The 23,182-nt window shown below is 35.7% G+C and carries 18 protein-coding genes; 13 read left to right on the plus strand and 5 right to left on the minus strand.

Translation table 11 applies throughout. From position 1 onward, the window contains the following. Window positions 1–42: 42 nt before the first annotated feature. On the minus strand, window positions 43–1,953 hold the full coding sequence (locus L2586_RS06650; protein WP_235292018.1) for a tetratricopeptide repeat-containing sensor histidine kinase: 1,911 nt from the start codon (window positions 1,951–1,953) through the stop codon (window positions 43–45). Window positions 1,954–2,352: 399 nt separating this feature from the next. On the opposite strand from L2586_RS06650, the gene L2586_RS06655 reads away from it, so the two are divergent. The 3 genes from L2586_RS06655 (at window position 2,353) to L2586_RS06665 (ending at window position 5,007) form a co-directional block, all read left to right on the plus strand. Beyond that, entirely contained in the window at window positions 2,353–2,829 is a 477-nt protein-coding gene (locus L2586_RS06655; protein ID WP_235292019.1) for an RNA polymerase sigma factor, read from the plus strand. A gap of 34 nt (window positions 2,830–2,863) precedes the next feature. Then, window positions 2,864–4,177 carry an outer membrane beta-barrel protein gene (locus L2586_RS06660; protein WP_235292020.1) on the plus strand — a complete coding sequence of 438 codons (1,314 nt, stop codon included), beginning with the start codon at window positions 2,864–2,866 and terminating at the stop codon, window positions 4,175–4,177. An 86-nt stretch (window positions 4,178–4,263) separates the two neighbouring features. Further along, complete coding sequence (locus L2586_RS06665; protein ID WP_235292021.1) at window positions 4,264–5,007, plus strand: head GIN domain-containing protein; 744 nt, start codon at window positions 4,264–4,266, stop codon at window positions 5,005–5,007. Between the two features lie 348 nt (window positions 5,008–5,355). On the opposite strand, the gene L2586_RS06670 is transcribed toward L2586_RS06665, so the two are convergent. The 3 genes from L2586_RS06670 to L2586_RS06680 form a co-directional block, all read right to left on the minus strand. Beyond that, entirely contained in the window at window positions 5,356–6,672 is a 1,317-nt protein-coding gene (locus tag L2586_RS06670; RefSeq protein ID WP_235292022.1) for an MFS transporter, read from the minus strand. A 105-nt stretch (window positions 6,673–6,777) separates the two neighbouring features. Continuing rightward, the gene (locus L2586_RS06675) at window positions 6,778–8,181 is read right to left on the minus strand and encodes an AAA family ATPase (RefSeq protein WP_235292023.1); all 1,404 of its coding nucleotides are present in this window, start codon (window positions 8,179–8,181) and stop codon (window positions 6,778–6,780) included. 438 nt (window positions 8,182–8,619) lie between these two features. After that, the gene (locus L2586_RS06680; protein ID WP_235292024.1) at window positions 8,620–9,930 is read right to left on the minus strand and encodes an NAD(P)H-hydrate epimerase; all 1,311 of its coding nucleotides are present in this window, start codon (window positions 9,928–9,930) and stop codon (window positions 8,620–8,622) included. 61 nt (window positions 9,931–9,991) lie between these two features. Between L2586_RS06680 and L2586_RS06685 the strand changes: the two genes are divergently transcribed. After that, window positions 9,992–10,468: a hypothetical protein gene (locus L2586_RS06685; RefSeq protein WP_235292025.1), complete on the plus strand. Its 477-nt coding sequence runs from the start codon at window positions 9,992–9,994 to the stop codon at window positions 10,466–10,468. Here L2586_RS06685 and L2586_RS06690 read toward each other — a convergent pair. Beyond that, the gene (locus tag L2586_RS06690) at window positions 10,465–11,901 is read right to left on the minus strand and encodes an aldehyde dehydrogenase family protein (protein WP_235292026.1); all 1,437 of its coding nucleotides are present in this window, start codon (window positions 11,899–11,901) and stop codon (window positions 10,465–10,467) included. The two genes, L2586_RS06685 and L2586_RS06690, sit on opposite strands and share 4 nt — an antisense overlap. 409 nt (window positions 11,902–12,310) lie before the next feature. Here L2586_RS06690 and L2586_RS06695 point away from each other — a divergent pair, with 409 nt between their 5' ends. The 9 genes from L2586_RS06695 to L2586_RS06735 all read left to right on the plus strand — a co-directional run bounded on the left by L2586_RS06695 (window position 12,311) and on the right by L2586_RS06735 (window position 23,074). Then, window positions 12,311–13,165: a prephenate dehydratase gene (locus L2586_RS06695; protein ID WP_235292027.1), complete on the plus strand. Its 855-nt coding sequence runs from the start codon at window positions 12,311–12,313 to the stop codon at window positions 13,163–13,165. Beyond that, entirely contained in the window at window positions 13,137–14,324 is a 1,188-nt protein-coding gene (locus L2586_RS06700) for a pyridoxal phosphate-dependent aminotransferase (protein ID WP_348535585.1), read from the plus strand. The genes L2586_RS06695 and L2586_RS06700 overlap by 29 nt, the downstream gene beginning before the upstream one ends. Further along, complete coding sequence (locus L2586_RS06705; RefSeq protein ID WP_235292029.1) at window positions 14,321–15,160, plus strand: prephenate dehydrogenase; 840 nt, start codon at window positions 14,321–14,323, stop codon at window positions 15,158–15,160. Before L2586_RS06700 ends, L2586_RS06705 begins: the two co-directional genes overlap by 4 nt. Before the next feature lie 8 nt (window positions 15,161–15,168). Continuing rightward, window positions 15,169–16,236 (plus strand): bifunctional 3-deoxy-7-phosphoheptulonate synthase/chorismate mutase type II, encoded by a 1,068-nt coding sequence (locus tag L2586_RS06710; protein WP_235292030.1) that lies wholly within the window; start codon window positions 15,169–15,171, stop codon window positions 16,234–16,236. A gap of 438 nt (window positions 16,237–16,674) precedes the next feature. Further along, a complete protein-coding gene (locus L2586_RS06715) occupies window positions 16,675–17,208 on the plus strand; it encodes a Crp/Fnr family transcriptional regulator (RefSeq protein WP_284284628.1) in 534 nt (177 codons plus the stop codon). A gap of 445 nt (window positions 17,209–17,653) precedes the next feature. Further along, window positions 17,654–18,040 carry a hypothetical protein gene (locus L2586_RS06720; protein WP_235292032.1) on the plus strand — a complete coding sequence of 129 codons (387 nt, stop codon included), beginning with the start codon at window positions 17,654–17,656 and terminating at the stop codon, window positions 18,038–18,040. A gap of 3 nt (window positions 18,041–18,043) precedes the next feature. Continuing rightward, entirely contained in the window at window positions 18,044–21,094 is a 3,051-nt protein-coding gene (locus tag L2586_RS06725; protein ID WP_235292033.1) for a M4 family metallopeptidase, read from the plus strand. Window positions 21,095–21,106: 12 nt separating this feature from the next. After that, complete coding sequence (locus L2586_RS06730) at window positions 21,107–22,042, plus strand: glycosyltransferase family 9 protein (protein ID WP_235292034.1); 936 nt, start codon at window positions 21,107–21,109, stop codon at window positions 22,040–22,042. A 183-nt stretch (window positions 22,043–22,225) separates the two neighbouring features. After that, complete coding sequence (locus L2586_RS06735; RefSeq protein ID WP_235292035.1) at window positions 22,226–23,074, plus strand: prohibitin family protein; 849 nt, start codon at window positions 22,226–22,228, stop codon at window positions 23,072–23,074. Window positions 23,075–23,182 lie beyond the last annotated feature (108 nt).

Here is a 23,182-nt window from a genome sequence, read left to right on the forward strand (position 1 = left end):
CTGTGAATTAATGGATCGATAAATAATATAAGAAATTGACCATTATAGAACTAATTCATGTTGTGGAATTTCTATTTCTATCATGGTTCCGTGCTCATTGCGAATACTGATTTTAGCCCCCAGTTTCTTAGTAAATGACTTAATCAATTCCATACCTAATGTCTTAGACTTCACGGGTATTACTGTAAATGGAATGCCGAGTCCATTATCTGAAACTTTCAAGTACAGTTTCTCATCTAGTTTTTTCAATGTTACCGCAATCTCTCCATCTTGCTTGTTTTCGAAAGCATATTTAAGTGCATTACTTATTAACTCATTCGTAATTAAACCTAATGGCATAACGGTATCCACGTCTAGTTCAAGATCTTCGATATCCATTAAGATCTTTATATTCTTATCATTAATGTGATAAGTTGTGATCAAGTTTTCTATTAAATCTTCAAAGTAATTCTTAACGCTAATATTCTTCAGGTTCTCTTTTTGATAAAGGCTTTTGTGCAATATAGACATCGACTCTACCCTAGTTTTTCCCGTGTGTATGGCCGCAAGCGCACTCTCATCAACGATGTACTTAGACTGTAATGTCAATAACGAAGAGACGACCTGAAGATTATTTTTTACTCGATGGTGAATTTCTTTAAGCAGAACATCTTTGTCTTTATTTGCCAATGAAATTTCTTCTTTCTGTTGCTTTGTTTTCTGGTACAACTTGAAAAGCCACAGTAATAAGCCACTGAATGCAAGCAACCCAATGCCTAATCCTATATTTCTATATCGTGCATTTTTCAGCTTAATTTCTGTCAGTTCATTCTGAGTATTAAGCAATGCAATTTCAGATTCCTTTTCTACCGTTAGGTATTTGGTTTCCATTTCTTGTCGATACATGGTCTTGTCCTCTTCCGCAATATGATCTTGCAATTCTTTCAGTTCGGACAGATTATCGAAAGCAGCCTCGAAATCGCCTTTTTCTTTGTTCATCTTCGCACTTAACTCATAGAATAGGATTTTTTGTTCCGCTAGATCTGATAGAAAAACATCCTCAGATATTTTATTAAGATACTTTTCTACCTGATTTAAATCACCTCTGCTAAAGGCCACTAATGCTAATCCATTGTAGAGATTGATATTAAATGGGCTCTCTAATTGTTCGTATGGAAATTCAGATGCTCTGAGATAATATTTACCTGCTTCTTCCATGTTATCTAATTCAGCATATGCATTACCCTTAGCAATGATAGTATGAATGAGATCTGTTTCACTATTAGCTTCTCTATAGATGGATTCTGCCTCATCCAATTTTTCTAAGGCCTTATCCAGTTCTGACATTTTGTAATAGGCCGTTGCCATATTAAAAGCAAGATTTCCCATTCCTAAGACATCACCAGACGCCTTTCTTAGCTCATAAGATTGTTCATAAATCTTTATAGACTCATCATACCTTCCTAAGTTTCTATAAAAAATGCCTAGGTTATTAAGTAATCTACTTCGCCGCTTATCTAATCCATTTTCACGACAGATATTAACTGCTTCGATATAAGGTTCGATGGCCTTCCCGATGAAACCCATCGTATAATGTGCGACCCCTATATTCGTCAGAAAATCAACTTTGTTTTCAAGAGGAAGCTGTAAGGAATCTATTAATATTAATCCCTTATCTAGCCAGAATAAACCCTCCTCGTATTTTCCTATTCTAGGAGCAATACCACCTATAGATCTATAGGTAACGAGTTTACCATTAGTATAATCTAATTGATCAGCAAGTAAAGCAGCCTGAACTAATACCAAGTAGGAAGTGTCCAAATTGATAGAAACCATTGCCTTCCCTAACTCATATCCCGCAAGAACAGCACTAGTATCTTGACGAGTATCGATAACTCTTTTTAGACTGTCAATGTTGGAAAAAGATGTGCAAGGAATAACACAAATTAGCAATAGTGTATAGATTAGTTTCATTTGTGAAATTTTCAAAAAAATACAACTCGTGAGTATAATTAGTGTAAAATCGCAATTTTGTCGGTATTCAAGTGTTAAAACCCAGGATAAAAGAGAAAATAATATCATTTATAGGTTTCCACAGTCATTGACAACACCTTTTCTGCAAGGGGCTCTCATAATCATATCCATTTGATTACTACTGATAAGACCTTACTTCACATTGACATAAAAAAAGGTAGCCATTAATCCTATATTCACAATAGTCTTCATAGGTCAATTTAATTTTCTATCAAAAAAATGACTGGTCATGCAACAAAAGTGATTAATTGCACACCATATAATTAAACAAGAGACAAATTGATAAAAAACCAAATCATAAACCAAAAGCTCATTAAGGCTTGCATTGCGCAAAATCGGATGGCGCAACGTAAGCTGTATGAAGCTTATAAGGTTTATTTATTTGGTGTTGCGATGCGATATGCTAAAAATAAATTGGAAGCAGAGGACATCTTACAAGAAGGTTTTTTGAAAATATTGAAAGATATTAAATCTTGGACGCAGGCTGGACCATTAGAAGCATGGATGAGGAAAATCATCGTCAATACGGCTTTGATGCATATCAGGAAATATCGAAAATTGGTTTTTCTCGATCTAGAAGAGCAACAATTTGATATACCTGATGTGACTTTCGAAGAAAATGAAAGAGCAGAAGTCATCATCAAAATGATTCAATCCCTGCCGGATCCATACCAGACCATTTTCAATTTAAAAGCCTTGGATGGATATTCCTATGCAGAGATTTCAGAAAAACTAAATATTAAGGAAGCAACATTGAGATCTCATTATTTAAGAGCAAGAAATAAGCTACAAGACGTACTTCAAAAAGAATTTTAAGAAAGAGAATGGAGGACTAAATAAATAAGTAAATATGAAGGACAACAATAATATAGAAGATTTTTTCAAGCATTCGTTAGAAGGATTTAACGATGTACCTTCTGATCAAGTTTGGAAAAATATCGATGGTGAACTTGGCAATTCTAGTAATATCTGGAAACGGAATTTACTCGGCTTCCTCTCAGTAAGTCTAGGTATAGCCTTGCTATGCTTAGCTTGTTATTCGTACAACTTGAAACAAGAATTAAATACTAAAATAGACCAACTAAATAGCTCGCAGCATACCATTAATACTTACCACTCTGAGAATTTATCTTTAAATAAGGAGGTCAAATTACTCAATCAGGAAATTAATGAAATCAAGGTATCTGACGAAAATGCCAATATCAAGAAAATAGTTCCTGCATCTACTGAACAGTATACTTCGTCACAAAATACTCGCAGTCATAACAAAACCATTTATGATATAAATCAGAGCCGTAACTTCAACGAAAATATAAATTTACATGCAATAAATGATTCCGTAGATTCTAATTTCACTGATGCTAGCATCCTCACGGATGAAGCCAATAGTAGACAAAATTATGCTGAATCTCTAGACAGAGAAAATTCAAAATTAGCAATCTCTGAATTAAGAAAAACTCGTACTCAAATTACAATTCCTGAAAAATCAGCTTCTCAGCTAACCAAAGATAAAAAATTGAAATTTCTCAATCCCAACCTTACATTTAATGGGATCGAAAGTGCTAATTACTCAACTGGAAATATCAAATATGGGTTGACTGGTTCCATTCTAGGAACTGGAACAGAAGTAACCTCAGGCCTAAATCCTGGCTTCAGCGCAGGACTAGAAATGGAAATGAAATTGTACAAGCAATTATGGTTTACGACGGATCTGAGGTTTAATCGCAATAATTATGTAATGGAATTTATGGGCGTTAATCCACAGCAAGAAAGCGACTTCCCTACCCCACGTACACTGAGTGCTACTTTTAACAATGTGGATGTCCAAAATAGTTACTTTGATTTTCCTGTTGGCTTAAGTTATAATATAGCACTTGGCAAAAACAACGTATTCTTTGTTAATCCAGGTTTTTCTTGGCAATTCTACTTACCTCAAAAATTCATCTACAATACGGTTGAAAACGATCGAGTGCTCTATTCAGAAGAGAGATATTTTGTGTACTTCGGATCAGCATTTTTAAATATTGGAGTAGAAAGAAAGATCTCGAAAAATAATATTTTCCAATTAGGGTTATGGGCTGAAAAAGGGCTCGAAGATTATGGAATAGAGAATAGAAATATAATGAATTATGGTTTAAAGGTGTCTTTGCTATTTACTAATTAATAGTAATTGCTCGAAGTACAAGAGCTTTTACACTCGTTTTGACAAAGTTGTCAAAGCATAATTATTTACACTAAAAAATAGAAAAAATGAAAAAAATAAATATCGCATTCATAGCAGCGATTATAGGTATAGTTTCCTTCACTAGCTGCGAAAAAGAATTATTCGGCTGTATTTCCGGGAAAGGTGAAAAAGAAACGCGGATTGTTTCTTTCGAAAAAATTGAAGGATTTGATGTCGATGGATCTAATAATGTAATCATCATGGAAGGTGATGAGCAGTTAATAGAAATTACATCTTATCCAAATATAATTGATCGATGGATAGAAGATTCTTCTGTAGAAGATGGAATTCTTAGGGCCGGAATAAGAAGGTGTGTAACGGGGTTCAAGAAAAATGATATTGAAATACGTGCAACCATTTCATCTTTGAAATTAGTCGCTATCTCTGGAAGTGGAGACGTAGAAACTGTTGGCACATTCGAAAATGTTGATGATCTAGAAATTGATATTTCGGGATCCGGAGAGATGGATTTAGATTTAGGTGACAATATGGACTTTATAGATATCAAAGTTTCAGGTTCTGGCAATATTAAAATTTCAGGGGCTAATAATGAAACTGAAATCCGAGTCAGTGGTAGTGGTAAAATCCGAAATTTTGATTTAGTATCTCAGTCATGTTCCGTAAGAGTATCTGGATCTGGTGATGCAGAAGTCAATGTAGTGAATGACTTAGAAGTCAAAATTACAGGATCTGGTGATGTATGCTATAAAGGTCAACCTATTGTTAATTCCAATATTACAGGCTCTGGAAATATAAAAAATTGCAACTAGAATCATTTTTCAAATAGTCTTAGTGAGAAAAAGAAAGGAGCTTTTGCTTCCTTTCTTTTCTTGCGCTATCTATTAATTTATAAAATTCTAATTAATCAATATTTGAGGAGAGATATACAAGATATTAATTTAAAAAAGAAGAGTTATTTAGTTAAAGTTCAAGTTTCTTAGCAAGGTTTTAATTTGTTAATTACTTCTAAGATCAAACTAAAGCCATTTTTTTATCAATCGAAATATTGCCACCAAGCTTATTAGCTTTCATTTTCAATTTATTAGTTCTTGGATGTCCATACATGTCGCCCTCTATCGGAAGAGCAATTAAACTCTTATCAGAATACACGCCTTAAATCATCCGCGATTTGGGTTATTAGCTTTAATAGAGCCTATAGCGATAAAAAGTAAATAACTTAATCCTAGATAGCCCAAAAAATGATACGATCCGAAACTTGTATAGCAAAGGCTAAAGATACTTGGTGCCAATGCACTTGCTAAAATCAAGAACGACATCACTCGACCAGAAATAGCTCCTAGATGTTCACGCCCAAAAAATCTAGGCCATGCAATGGTATTCAGCACACCATAAAACCCTGAAAGTATACCAAATCCAGTTATGAGTAATGGTATACCGTAAATCGTAGGTAGACTTAAAAACCCCACCGATGCAACAATTCCTCCTAAGATCATAAGATACAAGAATAGCTTCAGAGGCAGGTAATCACTTAGGTAATTGAAAATGATGGAAACAATCACTGCCACAACTGATGCCGGTAAAAAGATAGCGATCGCATCTGACTTCGGAAATCCTTGACTTTCGAATATACTGACGATATGAAAAGTTAGTCCTGTTACAAAGAAACTATTAAAGGCTAAAATTAAGGCATACATCCAGAAAGCCCGTTGAGACTTGGCTTCCTTAAGCGTGAACTGCTTAGAAACAGTATTTGAAGCTTTTGGGTTACGGTTTTGGATTATTTTTCCATCTGGAATTAAACCATAGTCTTCAGGTTTGTTTTTGTACAATAAAAAAATCAAAATGCTAAATAAGAGCAGGGCTGCACCTAACCACTTCCATGCACCTTGCCATCCATTGCTTTCAATCAATGCATCCACCCAAAGTGGCGAAGCTGAAAACCCAAAGGAAATAGCTATACTTGTAAAGGCATTCACCTTGCCCCGGTTCTTGTCGAACCAAATCATAATCATATTTCTAGAAGCCATGGTTAAGACGCCTTGTCCAGCGAATCGCAATAAAAAGAAAAGGAAAGTGATGATCACAAATGGGATCATCCAGCTATCTACTTCTAAAATACTTTTCACAAAGTTACTCATGTGCAGAGACCATGATGAAAGAAATAAGGCGATTCCTAGTGTGAGGGCAGCGAAGAAAGCAACCAGCCTAGCTCCGTATTTATCGAACCACACTCCTGCCCTACCAATAATTAACGCGCTTGCAATTGTTCCTATCAAATAAGCGTTGCTGAATTGGTTTCGACTTAGACCTAAAGCATCTTTTACCGGATCGGTAAATACTGAGACACCTATCGTTTGCCCAGGAATACTACAGAATACACCTATCGAACCGATAACGAGCACTATATATCCATAAAAAATTGGACTCTTGGCTGGATCGATAGATAGGAAGTGTTTTTTGTTCTTTTTCAACATAGCTGCTCGCAATAAGAGCACGAAAGTAAAAGATAAAGCTTATAAAATAGGAATTTCATACAAGTCTCGACATGAAAGCAGTAAGAAATGACATCTCAAGACATCTTATTCGTTAAACAAATCTTTCATTTCTATGACTCGCTGCACATTCCCAGAATACATATTATCCTTTAGGCCATAAGTGGTAAGCATCGTAGTCCATAGGGCTTTCCGAGTTTTAGTTGCCTGCTGAAACATGGAAACCTTATTTCTCAATTTTGCATCGTATTCTTTAGTGATAACATATTCATCAACTGAAAATTTGATCTCTATTAAATTGATAACTTGGTCTTTTCTATCGATAACAAGGTCGACTTGCGCTCCATCTCCCCACCAAGTAGAAGTAGAAGTCTGTACCCCTGAGATTCCCAGCGCTCTTTTAATAGGCCCGATGTGAAGAAGGCAGATCACTTCGAATGCATTTCCTTGCCAAGCATTGATCGCTGGCGTATTAATTTGATTAATCCAATAATTCGAGTCGTGTTGAAAGTTCCTCAAGAATCGGTGATGAAAAAGTGTGAATGGATCGGTCAACTGATAAATTGAATCTCTAGTCTTATTGCCAAACTTATTGTATTCACGAATAAAGTCACTTTGCTCAAGTTCTAAGAGAGCGCGTGTCAGGCCGCCACCATCTTTTATGTCAATGTTTTTAAGAATTTCCTTTCTGCTTAACCCTGTTTTCTTCAGTGTAAGTGCTTTGATAATTTGCTTATGGGTATCAGAATCATCGAATAAGGATCGAACTAATATATCATATTCAAGCTGGAGAGGTGCATCGGGCTGGAAAAATAGTTGCTGGATATTCTGTGCGATACTGAGTGTAGGATCTATTAAATCCAGGTAAAATGGAATTCCACCTAGTGCCATGTATAATTGAGCAATTTGATAATGGTCAATTTTATACTTTCTAGATAGAAGGAATTTTTCGGTTTCGAGTAAGCTAAAGGGTGACAACTTCATTCTTCTTGTTACTCTATTATAGAGTCCTCCTCTGTTTCTGATCAACTTATTAATCATCCAGGATGCTGCTGAGCCGCAGCCAATCAAGAGGATATCCTCACGAGCACTTGCCCAACTATTCCAAAAATACTCCAAACCCATCATGAATTTCGAACGAGGTGTGTCCATCCATGCTAGCTCGTCGATGAATACAACCTTCTTTTCGCAACTAGACTTTTCTAGAAGTTGAGTCAGCATTGTGAATGCTTCGTACCAACTCCCAGGAACTTTGGTTGATTCTTCTTGGCCAAAATTATGGAGTGCTTGGGAAAAGTTTATTAATTGAGAATGCATATCTCCATTTGCAAGGCCAGTCACATAAAAGTCAAAAGAATTCTGGAAGTGTTGCCTAATCAAATAGGTTTTTCCAACACGTCTTCTGCCATAGATTGCAATGAAATGAGAGCGGTGATCTGCTAGACATTGGTTTAAGATCTTCTTTTCTTCTACTCTACCTACAAGTTTCATAACATTTATATTTGGCGGTAAGTAATTATAATTTAATACTTAACGCCAAATATAAAGATTTCTTTAGAAAAAATCATAAAGCATTATGCAATTGTCGCGAAGTATAATTGGCGGTATCATTACATAAAAGATAACTTATCGCCAATTATAGGAAAAATCACCAGCATCTTATTATAGGAGGAACTTGGTAGAATGATCCAAGCCCTAGCATTGGAAAATCAAGAACTCAAAGTCCGCATTAAGCGTCCAGAAGTAGAACAAAGTAAACTTATTGCGCTCGAACAAAAGGTTCAAAGCTAGAATCGGAACAGCAATTAAAGTTAATTACGCTTCACTATAAAATTGACATATACCCCCTTTTCCCAAAATTCATACCTAAATATAATCTATAAGGAGTAACAATACACTTTCAGCTTCTAAGCTCTTTCTATTTCATAATTATAGATTACTTAGGTCAATGTCGAACGGAGCTTCGTGAGGATGCGCACTACTTTCATACAATGCCATGAAGTCAAACTGTCCTCCGTAAACAGGAATTTTCACTGTAGGATCTGCACCATAAGAAATTAATAAAGCAATTATATCTGATAAGTTTACTGGAACTACTTGTCTATAAATTTCTACGGCATTTGATGCACAATAATGAATCAATTGTCCTTTGTGACCAAATTGGGAATGCTGGTGAACTAGGTGCGGCGATTCTTCAAGCATCACTTTCAAATCATAATATTCTCCTGCCAATAATAAATCAACTGCCTTTTCAAATTTTATATCAATTAATTCAGTCGGAATCTTATCTGATGAATCATATCCATGAACATTCGCAGCGATTATTAGAAAGTCTGAATCTTCCAATGATTCCTTAAAAATTTCTTCCTGAGTTCTCCCCATTAATGGTTTGTAATAATTTAGGATATCAATAGCAACTGCCTTGTTTTTAGCCTCAAATCCCGCCTTCAGACGGTCAGCATATTCTTTAATAAATTCTAAAATTGTAACAGAAGATTCACCCTTCGATAGCATTCCTCGATGAAGTTCAATCACTGACGTAACTCCATCAGGCATATAAATTTCCTTCTTTAACTTGATAATGTTCCCATCTTGAAAAGGTAGAATCTTAGCATTGAACTTTTCATAAATTGCTCCTGGAATTCCGAGATCAGCAACATAGATGTCTGCACGAGAAAGGCCATAAAGAATCTTCTTTGGCGCTGCCAATGTTAGCACTTTATCTGCCTGAAAGTAATGCTCCGAATCCTCATTAGTGTAACCCGTAGGGAGATCCAAAGAAATCTTTAAACATTGACCATTATTAGCTTCTGAAATTCGCTCAGTTAATTCCGCTGGCAATGGTAATCTCTGAGAAAATCCTAAGTATGCATCTACCCATACATCTGGATCTTCTATCTTTTCCATTATAGCCCCAAATTTCAAAGCCCTCTCTAATTGTAACTTTGGTAAATCCTTATTGATCTCCTTGAAAAGATCTAAATAAACTCGATAGCCCCACGCCGATAATCTTCTTGCCGCTACTAATCCACCTCCACCATTATTTCCATTTCCTATTCCGATTAGAATTGATCTAGACTTATTCTCTACGCTTTGTGCAACAAGATTAGCCAATTGCAATCCTGCATTCTCCATCATCAATTCTATGGGAAGTCCATAGTTTTCGACTGCGTAGTAATCTATGTCCCTAAATTGTTCAACTTCCAAGGCATCTGATTTAGGAATAAATACTTCTTTCATCTGCTCTTTATTTAAAACCTAATATAAAAATTAATATCTTTCTAACCTCAAATGATCAACTATGGGAATTTTCGATAAACTTAAAAAGTTTAAAAACTACATCTCCGGTTCAGGTGCTGAATTGCATCTTTCTATAGACAATAGTCTTGTCCAAACAGAAGGTCGAGTACTCGTAACCGTTTTCTGTCAAGTAAAAGAACACGATATACTTGTAGACAAGCTTTATCTGAAATTAAAAGCTGAAGAAACCGTTCGTTACAGAGACGCTAACTATCATGGAACGAATACGAGAGCTCGAACAACAGGTGGAACTAATAGGACAGCTCATGCGACTACTTTCAAAAATGAACTCATCATCGATCAGAATTTCAGATTAGATCGGGACGGCGAATACGAATGGCAAGCGGAATTCATGATTCCACCTAATATTCCTGGAACCTATGTCGGAATTAATGCACAGCATGAATGGAAGGTACTAGCTGGTCTATCGAAAAAGGGAAATGATCCCGATAGTGGCTGGGTTCCATTCCAAGTCTAACTAAGATATTTCTCCGTAAAACTAACCAACCACTTTGAAAATCCGTTATACGGTGGAGTCAGCAAATCAGTAGCACTTATCGGCGTCACTTGCTTTAAGTAACCACGTTGATTCGTGAATTCTAGAAACCCAAAATATCCCATTCCCTTTCCTATTCCACTGTTGTTAGATCCTCCGAATGGGAGATTTGGGTTCATAATATGAACTAGGGAATGATTTACAGCCGTTCCACAAGCTCTTGTATTATTGACAACAAAATTAATGTTCTTCTTACTTCCACTGTATATATATAATGCAAGTGGCTTTTCTCTTGATTGTACAATCTTAGGTACCTCTTTGATATCATCAAATTCGATTATCGGTAGAACAGGTCCGAAAATCTCATCTTCCAATAGTTTCGCATCGTCATCCAAACCAGAAATTACCGTCGGTTCTATATAATTCTGATCAGCATCTACTTTTCCTCCGAATTCAAAATTCCCATTTTTATTAAGGGCATCTTTAAGATATCCATCTAATCTCTCGAAGTGCTTTCGATTCACAATTCTAGAATAAGAACCAGAATCTTTAGCTTGCTTAGTGAAGAAATCTTCTAATTGACTTCTCAAGGCAGCAATCAGCTTATCTTTAACCTTCGAATGCACGAGCAAGTAATCAGGAGCTATACATATCTGACCTGCATTAATAAACTTAGCCCAAGAAATTCTCTTGGCTGCATTTTTAATATTTGCAGATTCGTCCACGATCACAGGAGATTTCCCTCCAAGCTCGAGGGTCACAGACGCCAAATGCTCTGCAGCAGCTTTCATTACTATTTTTCCAATAGATGGTGCTCCTGTAAAATAAATATGATTAAATGGCAGACCGAGCAAATAAGTAGACGTTTCTGCATCTCCCTGAACAAGGGCGACTTCTTGCTCACCAAATGCTTCACTAATGATTTTTTGAAGTATTTCTGATGAATGTGGAGTATTTTCTGAGGGCTTCAAAATAACAGGACAACCTGCAGCAATCGCTCCCACTAATGGTGCGAGGGTCAGCATAATGGGGAAATTCCAAGGCGAAATAATTAATCCAACGCCCTTAGGTTCCATAATAATCTTAGAAGAAGAACCTAACATGGAAAGTGGTGTAGGCACACTATGTACACTTGTCCATCTTCCGATATTCCGTTTCGCATGCTTAATCTCAGCAATGACTGGTAATATTTCTGTTGCGTTAACTTCTACAGCAGGCTTTCGAAAATCATTAAATACTGCTTCTACAATACCTTCTCTGTTATTTTCTATTGATTTTTTCAGCTTATTCAACCTTTGCACCCGTTTTTCAATGGGCTGATTTCCATATTCGTATTGAAAACCGTTTTGGAGCTGAAACAATCGAGATAATTCTTTTTTATCCGTATTTACAATTTTTTTTTCAGAAATATTCATAGTCCTTTTTGTTGAAATTTTGACTTTAGGTCAAGATAATACTTTTTTGATCAGAAATTAAATTAAAGAACAAATCAAAATAAATAGGGTTCAAAAAATAACAATTAGAAAGATTATCTCTAATTATAAAAACATAAGTACAAGTTGCAAGTGCAATAATTGCACCTTTAAGTAATTGATTTTTAGATATTAAGACTAAATTTAAATGTTTTTTTGTTTCATAATTCGAAAATAAAGGATAAGTTTGAGCCGAAATGACAAATATACTTAACAATACATGTTTCTGTTTCTTCTTTTACTTTTATGCTAAAGTGAGATAAGAACTTCGTGTATATAATAATATAGAAAAGGAGTTCTCAAATGAGTGCTCCTTTTTATTTTATAATAATGGCTAAATGCCAAATTTGACATGAAAAGAAAAGAGCCTATAAAAGTTGTTATACAAGGAGTACCTGGTGCATTTCATGAAATTGCTGCCAGACATCACTTTGACAAAGAAGAGGTGGAAGTTGTTCCTGCTATGACTTTTTCAGATCTGATTGTAAAAGCAGAAGACCCAAGTGTGTCCGATTATGCAATAATGGCAATAGAAAATACTATCGCAGGTTCATTATTGCAAAACTACATTTTACTTAAAGATTCTAACTTAACAATCGTAGGAGAAGTACTACTTCGAATAAAACACAACTTACTAGCCATTAACGGGACCAAGATAGAAGACATCGAAGAAGTGCATTCTCATCCAATGGCTATTCTCCAGTGTGCAGATTTTTTCTTGGATTACGAACACATCCGTTTAGTAGAAGCTGATGACACCGCAGCAAGTGCGGTTAGAGTAAAGCAAAATAAAAACCCAAAGCGGGCAGCAATTGCAAGCAAATTAGCGGCGGAACAGATCGGCCTAGAAGTTATCGCAGAAGAGATCGAAACAAATCATAGAAACTATACCCGCTTTCTCGTTTTAGAAAGAAAAAACCAACAAGAATACAAGAAAAATCACGTAAAGGTTTCTGTTTCATTTGCTGTAGAACACCAAGTGGGAAGCTTAAGCACGGTACTACATAATCTAAGTAAGAATAATACCAATCTTACTAAAATACAGTCCATGCCCATCGTTGGGAAAGAATGGCAATATTACTTCTTTGTTGATTTCATCATTAATGGTAAAGGCGATTTCGAAACCATTATGGCAGATTTAAGAAACGATTCTTCAGAATTACAGATTTTAGGAACTTATGAAAAAGGAGAATACTATGATAGTTAAACAAGCTTCTCGCCTTAATCATGTTAAAGAATATTACTTCTCACATAAGCTCAGAGAGGTAGGACAGATGAATGCTGATGGCAAAGATGTCATAAATCTTGGTATTGGGAAACCTGATCTAGCTCCACCTGCTGAAGCGGTAACCGCCCTAAAGAACGCTGCTGAAAATGATAGCTATCATGGGTATCAGTCCTATTCTGGTTTGCCAGAACTTAGAAAAGCATTCGCAGATTGGTACTTGAAATATTTCGATACAACTCTGAATCCAGCTAGTGAAATTCTACCATTAATCGGTTCGAAGGAAGGTATAATGCACATTACCATGAGTTTTCTGGAAAAAGGAGACCAAGTGCTCATACCTAATCCTGGATATCCTGCTTATGAATCCGCAGCAAAATTAAGTGGTGCAGAAAGTGTGCTCTATAACTTGACAGCGGAAAATAATTGGCTTCCTAATTTCAAAGAGTTAGAAGCCATGGATTTATCTAAGGTGAAATTAATGTGGATTAATTATCCGAATATGCCCACAGGTGCTCGTGGAAACAAGGAAACATTTGAAAAACTAGTAGCCTTGTGCAAGGAGAACAGCATTCTTCTTTGCCATGATAATCCATATTCCTTCATCTTAAATAAGGAACAATTTAGCATCCTTAGTATAGAAGGTGCAATGGATTGTTGCTTAGAGCTTAACTCGTTAAGCAAGTCACATAACATGTCAGGGTGGAGAGTCGGAATGCTCGGAGGACGAAGTGATTATATTCAGACCATTCTTAAGTTCAAGAGCAATATGGATTCTGGAATGTTCAGAGCACTTCAAGAAGGAGCAATCGCAGCGTTATCGATGGATCAAGCATGGTTTGATTCATTGACAGAAACATATACTGAACGAAAAGTAGAGGCCGAAAAAATAATCGATCTACTAGGTTGTAGTTATAAAGGAGACCAAAGCGGTATGTTTTTATGGGCTAAAATTCAAGACCATTATAAAGATGCTATAGAATTAGCAGATGAAATCTTATATGGTGCCAATGTTTTTATAACACCTGGAAATATTTTTGGAAGTAACGGTAATCGATACATTCGAATTTCCCTTTGTCAACCAAGTAGTTTATTAGCTCAAGCGAGAGAAAGAATTGAAAAATTCAAACTAGAAAGATGAAAGTAGCAGTAATAGGATTGGGGTTAATAGGTGGGTCTCTTGTGAAAAGTTTGAGAACACTAGATATTGCGACGAATATAATAGGTGTAGATGCTTCACCTGAACATCAAGAAATAGCGCTTTCATTAGGCTTAGTGGATCAGTGTCTGCCACTAGAGGAAGCTGTGAATGCGAGTGACTTTGTAATTGTTGCTACACCAGTAAATACCATTCCTTCTATTATCAGAGACGTATTAGACCTTGTGGAAGAACAGACAGTGATCGATGTAGGATCTACTAAAGCCGAAATTATTCGTAAAGTAAAAGGACATCCGAAGAGAAGTAATTTTGTGGCTTGTCACCCGATGGCAGGAACAGAATATTCAGGTCCTGAAGCTGCGGTTTCTGGATTATTTACAAATAAGTACGTTGTGATATGCGATCATGGAGATAGCGATCTTGAAAAATTTGAGATGGTTAGGTCCATGTTTGAGAAAATGGAAATGAAAGTACTTTTGCAAGAAGCTGAGGCTCATGATACACATGTTGCCTATGTTTCTCATATTTCACATATCAGTTCTTTCGCATTGGCCATTACGGTATTAAAGAAAGAAGTGGATGAAGATCGAATATTTGAGTTAGCAAGTACAGGATTTAGTAGTACGGTAAGATTAGCAAAAAGTTCACCAGCCACTTGGGTGCCTATTTTTGAACAGAATAGAGACAATGTTTTAGAAGTCTTAGATGAGCACATCAGTGTGCTGTCAGATTTCAGAAGCTCATTAATAAAAAAGAATTACGAAAAGTTTCACGACTTAATCTGTGAAGCAAATAAAATTAAAAAAATACTAAAATAGATAGTAACATGGAAATGAAATTTGAAAATCCATTCGGAGCAGATAAAAAAAGACCTTACATCATTGCAGGTCCTTGTAGTGCTGAGACAGAAGAACAAGTACTAGGAATTGCACATGAATTAAAAGATCAAAACATAGACCTATATAGAGCGGGGATATGGAAGCCTAGAACGAAACCTGGTTCATTCGAAGGTGTAGGTGCACTAGGACTTAAGTGGTTAAGACGAGTTAAAGAAGAAACTGGTCTAAAAGTAACTACTGAAGTTGCGAATCGAGTGCACGTGGATGAATGCTTATACCATGACATCGATGTACTTTGGATAGGAGCAAGAACTACCGTGAATCCTTTTTCAGTTCAGGATATTGCAGATGCATTAGAAGGAGTAGACATTCCAGTGATGGTGAAAAATCCAATCAACGCCGATCTTAAATTATGGATAGGTGGAATCGAAAGATTATATAAAGCTGGGATTACTAAAATCGCCGCCATTCACAGAGGGTTTTCTTCATTCGGTGAAACGAACTATAGAAATGCTCCAACTTGGCAGATTCCTATCGAATTAAAAAGACAATTTCCAGATTTATTGATCATCAATGACAACAGTCACATATGTGGACGAAGAGATATCCTTAAGGATGTAGCTCAAGTAGCGATGGATTTAAATTTTGATGGATTAATGACGGAAGTGCACAACAATCCTGATAAAGCATGGAGTGATGCTGCTCAGCAGATTACACCAAAAGTTTTCGGACAGTTAGTAAGCGATCTTGTGATTAGAGAAAAAGGTGGAACAAGTGTAGATCAGTCAGATCTTGCTGTATTAAGATCTAAAATCGATGTTCTGGACGATGAATTATTAAGAATCCTTGATGATCGAATGAAATTGGCTGAGGAAATAGGAGTGTATAAAAAAGCAAATAACATTTCTATCCTACAACCAGAAAGATGGAATGCAATTTTAGAGAAATCTGAAAAGAAAGCTACTAATCTCGGACTAAGCGTTGAATTTATCAACAAATTATTCAGATCTGTACATCAGGAAAGCATCAATCACCAAGAGGAGATTATGAAATAAAATTTGATACTCCATAAATTCAACAAATAAGTTGAAATCTGGAGAATTGATATTATTAATTGGCCAGGTATATGAATAACAATTATACCTGGTCAATCATATAAATTCCACCGCTACCTAATGTGCTTGTTTCTTCTGCCTATCGATCTTTTACCAAAGTCCTATTCCAAGCACAAATTTCCGACAGACCACCCCTTCATATCATCTTTTATCTGCTAGTATTTCAGGCGAACTGGACGCCAAATTACTACGTGTATAAAACTCTAAAAGTTACTACAAATATTACTAAAAGTGTAAACTTTAAACAAATGAAATTAAAGTTTATTAAGGTGATTTAAAGATTGGTTTATAGATAAATAATCGCTTATTTTAGGCGAAAAACTAGTGAGTATTAACCATTCCCCATTAAAAAGCTTAATCCATATCTTACCACCTTCAGTGCTCGAGGAGTTTACAAACAGTTTCGCAGAAGTAAAGCTTTTGAAAGGTGAAAGTTTACTTAGAATCAACCAAGTTTGTCGACATATGTATATTGTCAAAAAAGGCGCCGTTCGGCATTTTAGAATTGCGAAAGACGGATCAGAATACAACACTTGGTTTTCATTCGAGGATGATATCATTGCGGTTTTAAAGAGTACTGTTAGAGAATCGCCTAGTAATACAGGTATTATTGCCATGGAAGACACTACCTTTTTATCGATATCACAATCTGAAATAGATAATTTGAGGATAAAACACCATTCCTTCGAGACCTTCTCCAGGAGATTGATCGAAGAGTATTTCATATTCATGGAACAAAGAGCTTTCAGTGCACAAGCAAATACAGCTCTTCAGAAATACGCAGAATTACTTTCTGCAAATCCGAAAGTCATGGACCGTGTAACTCAAACACAAATAGCATCCTATTTAGGAATCAAGAAGGAAACCTTTACAAGGATTAAGAAAAAAATGAAAAATTTATCTAGTAGTTGACAAATGTCAACAGCGTTATAAATCTTAAATATGATATTAGGGATAACATTTAAAAATAGAGCCACAATCTATTAGTAGATCATTAACTATGAGCAAAATTCTAAGTAGATTTCTCTTCATTAAATGTAAAATTGATCTATAGAACACCATTAGATTAGCACTTATGCTAATATCAAAATATTTCTATTCGAAAATTAAAATATGACGTTAGTTCATATTAAAATATAATATGTTCTTTGGCGTGTTATAGATGTTCAAATGAAGGTTAAATAGAATAAGTATTGTTAATTTTTGCAATACACTTGTATTCAAGCTTCAATTTTAGCATTTAAATACTACCATGAGGGTTTTTTAGGTGTGTGTTAGGTGTAAGAATGATAATCTTACACCTTTTTTATTTGTGTATTTTCTTATTTTTTTACGTCTAACAATAAAAGAAATAGAAATGATACAGCTTTTGATCCTTTTAATGTCCTTGATGAATCAATCTCAAATAGAAGAAATAGGCTTTGGGAATGGCGGTGGTTTCACTGGTGCTGTCACCTCGTACGTATTAACAAAAGACGGAAATCTGTTCAGTGAGAATGCTTTCACTGAGGAAAGAAGCCTCATTAAAAAAATTGATACTTCCGTAGTTGATGACCTCTTTCAGTTTGCTGAATCTTCAGATTTACTAAGTTTTCGAATTAACAAACCAGGAAACACTTATAAGTATGTTGATTTTAACATAGCTGGAACACATCTGAAATCAGTATGGACAGGAAAGTCTGAAAATAAAAGCCTAAATTTGTTGTATGCACAATTAAAGGATTTGTGCCAAATTAAAGAATAAATTATGAATCGAATACTACTTCTCCTATTGATTATCACCGGGAGTTTTCAGGTAAATGCTCAATTAAAAAGTATTTCTAAAACAGGAATTCCTGTGACTGAATTAAAACAACCTACATTCAATCCAACTCTTCCTCAATCTCAAAATTTGACTCATGTCGATTATACACAATTGGGAAAGTTGACCACTTTATCTATTAACAAAAAAATAAAGGCTTACCAATTCGATAAGAATAAAATGCCTATTCATATAAAAGGAAATTTAAAAGATTTCACGCCTGAACTTTCTAGACAGGCCTTCGATTATCTGGAAGAAATCGCTCCTTTATATCATATAAGCAATGCTGAGCAAGAGTGGGTAATTAAAGAGATTACAACTGATGAGATTGGTATGCAGCATATTAAAGTTCAGCAAGTAATAAATGAAATTCCCGTATTTGCTGGCGAGTTAACCATGCATGCTAAAAAAGGAAGAATAGAAACAGTAATGGGTCGAGGTTTTCCTACCCCAGAATTAGCATCATTTACACCTAAGATTAGTGCGAGGCAAGCTGAAAAGAACATGACAGCAATGCTGAGCAAGATGAAGCACTTTGTTGAAATTCCTAGCGAACATTTGAAAATGCTAGACATGAATCAAGTAACAGTAGAATTAGTCGTATATCATAAGGACGATTACGCACATCAAGAATTTCTAGCATATCATATAAAAGCATATGAAAACTTAGGCAGTTACAAGACCTACTTTATGGATGCGAATACTGGAGAAATTATTCACGACCATGATAATATATGCAATTTTCACGCAGACCATATGCCTCCACCAGATGGTCCGAAGACGGCTAATGCAACTGACCTGAACGGTATTAACAGAACAATAGATACTTATGAATCAGGAGGTAACTTCTTCCTAATCAATGCGACGAAGCCGAATTTCAGTAGTTCACAATCCACGATGCCTAATGAACCTAAAGGTGTAATATGGACTATGGATGCACAAAATTCAAGTCCGAGCACAGACGATTTTACCGCATTTCATGTAGCAACAAGTGACAATAATAGCTGGAATGATCGCTCTTCAGTCTCAGCTCATTACAACGCTGGAATCGCATATGACTATTTTAAAAATATTCATGCTAGAAACGCGATCGATGGTGGTGGAGGTAACATCATTTCGTTTGTAAATGTTACAGATGAAGACGATGCTGATATGGATAATGCATTCTGGAACGGAGTGGCGATGTTCTACGGTAATGGTAATACAGAATTCTCTGAATTAGCAGGATCACTAGATGTCGCTGGTCATGAAATGTCCCACGGTGTTGTACAGTCTTCTGCAAATTTGAAATATGAAGGAGAAAGTGGAGCTCTAAATGAAAGTTTCGCAGATATCTTCGGTGTCATGATGGATAGAGATGATTATAAAATTGGAGAAGATGTTGTCTCATCTGCTTACACTACAGGAGCATTAAGAGACATGGCGAATCCTAATAACGGAGGATCAAAACTAGGTGATAGAGGATATCAACCAGGTCATGTTAATCAACAATATTTCGGTTCCGCAGATAATGGCGGAGTTCATATTAATAGCGGAATTGTTAATCATGCTTTCTTCTTATTCGCAGAAGCAGTAGGAAAGGACAAAGCTGAAAAAGTATATTATAGAGCCTTAACTCAATATTTAACAAGATCATCTCAGTTCATTGACGCAAGAATAGCAGTCGTTCAAGCAGCTCAAGATCTTTACGGAGCGAATGAAGCCAATGCGGCTAAGGCTGCCTATGATCAAGTTGGCATCGGTGAAAGTGCTGGTGGTGATTATACGAATGATGCGACAACTAATGAAGGAGATGGATTTATAGTTTTTTCAGATGGGTCACAGACCAAATTACAACTTGCCAATGGTTCACTTGAGCTCGTTTTAGATCCTGCCTCTGCATCTCCACCTTACAGTAAACCAAGTGTAACAGATGATGGTAGCTTAATTTTTTATGTCAATGCAGATAATCAAATTGCTTATACTGCTATAAATTGGGATTCTGGAGAAGTCAATGTTGATATATGGCAAGATCAGGAAATATGGGCTAATGTAGCGATATCAAAGGATGGAAATAGAATAGCTGCAGTAGAACTAGCACAATCTAATCGAATTCATATCTATGATTTTAGTTTGCAAGAATGGTATACAGATGATTTTAACAATTTAGGATTTCAGCTATACAATCCGACTTTTTCAGAAGGAGTTTCTACGGGTGATGCAAAATTTGCAGATGCGATGGATTTTGACATTTCAGGAGAAGTCTTGATGTTTGATGTTTACAGTGAAATCGACGGAAGTTTCGGTGAGAAAATTGGATATTGGGATATTGGATTTCTAAATGTTTTTGATAATAGTACGAGCAACTGGTCGGATGGACAGATCGCTAAGTTGTTCAGTAATCTTGCTGACGGGTTAAGTGTTGGGAATCCAACATTCTCAAAAAACTCCCCTTATATTATTGCTTTTGACTACATAGAAGATAATGAAAGAGCTGTTATCGGTGCCAATATCGAAACAGGTGACATCGAGAATATTTTCGATAATTCTAGCTTAGGATATCCTGCCTATACTGCCACAGATGAACAAATGGTATTCACAAATGAGAGTACATTTAATACGGACATATTCATTGTAAATCTAGACGAAACTAAAATCACACCTATTCCAAGTACAGTTGGAAATCTAATATCCGATGCGAAGTGGGGCGTTCCGTTTAGGAATGGAACAAGAACATTATCAGATGTTGAGGAAACAGAATTGATAGTAGAGCACATAAATGTTTTCCCTAATCCAAGTAGTGATATGATCTACTTCGAATTAGAATTGGAAAATAAGGAAGATGCTAGCATAGAGATTCGTGCGATAGATGGAAGGTTAATTAACAAAGTGAATACAACCCTTATAGCTGGTAAGAATAGAAAGAATTATAATATTTCTGATCTACAAGCTGGTCAGTATTCGCTTAATGTGATTACTAGAAAGCATAATCGGACAGCAGTCTTCACTAAACTATAATCAACATTTTTAGTGAAGGTCTTAATCATTCGTTTTAGCAGTATTGGTGATATTGTATTGTGTACTCCTGTAATCAGAGCGTGCAAGAAACAACTATATGCAGAGGTTCACTTGCTAACCAAGGAGAAATTCAAGAATGTTCTAGGTAATAATCCACACCTTGATAAGATTATTCATTTCAAGGAGAAATTGACCGAAATAAAGAACGTTCTTCTAGACGAAGAATACGACTACATTATAGATCTTCACAAAAACATTCGATCTAGGCTCGTCAAAACTTGGTTACGTAAACCTTCGGGTACGTTCCCTAAATTGAATTTCAGAAAATGGTTACTTGTAAAATTTAAAATTGACAAACTACCCAACCTTCATATCGTAGATAGATATTTCAAAGCTTATGATAAGATAAGTGATGATGGTCTAGGTCTGGAATACCATGTTCGGGAGGAGAATAAAGTCGATTTAAATTTAGGTCAATATGTCGCTATTGTTTTGGGAGCTACCTATTATACCAAGCGGATTCCGAAAGAAAAGCTCATCGAAATCATTGAGAAGATTAATAATAACATTGTTTTGATAGGTGGTCCAGAAGAGCAAGCACTTGGCAAGGAATTAAGCGAACAATTTGAAAAGGTTAGCAATGCATGTGGACACTATAATCTGGATCAATCAGCGTCTATTGTTAATCAATCCAAAATAGTAATAACAAGTGATACAGGCATGATGCATATCGCGTCAGCATTAAAAAAGCATGTTATTATGGTCTGGGGAAATACCGTTCCAGAATTTGGTATGGGACCATACCAAACAGAAGTCGCCCACTTTCAAGTTCAAGGATTAAAATGCAGGCCATGTTCTAAATTAGGAAAGAATGAATGCCCGAAAGGCCATTTCAAATGTATGATGGAACAAGATTCCATGGAAATTAGCTCGATTGCCAACAGCTAAAGACTTATTTGCTAAAAGATCCCATTTCAATTTCATCAGGAGATCTTTCATCTTTAGCATTCTTTCATCCTACTTTGATCAACTTTAGACGAAGATTTATAAATAAAAATCATTTATAGAAACTTATTAGTAGGTATTCGTATTTTACATAATACGAGTATAGATTTAAATAAAAAAAAATATATGACGACGAGAAAAACAATTAACCTAGACCCTCAGAGGAAAGGAGGACTAGCTAAGCTGCTTATCCCAGGATTTATAATCCTTATCATTATTATGATATTATCAAATACTACTTTTGTGACCATCGATCCAGGAGAAAAAGGGATTGTATTTAAAAGATTTTCAGGTGGATTAGACAAGGAAGCTGCTCCTCTATCTCAGGGGTTCAGAGTAATTATGCCTTGGAATAAGGTTTACATTTATGATATTAGAATGCAGGAGCACTTTGAGAAAATGACTGTACTTTCTAAGAATGGTCTTAATATTGAAGTTGAATTATCATGTAGATATAGACCAATATCTGCTGAGATTGCTTATCTCCATGATGAAATCGGCAAAGATTACTTAGGAACGATTATCCTTCCTGAATTAAGATCTGCTACAAGAGAGATTATCGGAAAATACCTACCAGATGAATTGTACTCAACGAAGAGAGAGACGATACAGTTAGAGATTTTCGAAAGAACGAAAGATAAAGTTGAAAAGAATCACTTAATAATAGACGATATATTGATTCGGGGCGTTAAGTTACCACAGACACTTCAGGACGCGATAGAGCGAAAACTGAAAGAGGAACAATCGTCATTGGAATATGAATTTAGATTGACGAGTGAGCGAAAGGAAGCAGAGAGAAGATTAATCGAAGCACAAGCGAAAGCAGATGCAAATGAAATCCTTTCTAAGAGTTTAAATGAAAAAATATTAAGAGATAAGGGCATAGAAGCTACGCTAAAATTAGCAGAATCTCCAAATAGCAAGGTTGTTATTGTAGGTGGTTCAGATGGCTTACCGTTAATCCTAAATAACTAAGAAAAAAGTTAGCCCGAATAAGGTGCCGCCCAACAAAAGCAGAAGGGGGGCATCTTTTTTTTTGTCTAAAATGAAAAGTTCAGCTTTCTGTTATAGAGCTAAATAGCT

This window comes from Portibacter lacus (assembly GCF_021533215.1).
In the GTDB taxonomy this organism is placed as follows: domain Bacteria; phylum Bacteroidota; class Bacteroidia; order Chitinophagales; family Saprospiraceae; genus Portibacter; species Portibacter lacus.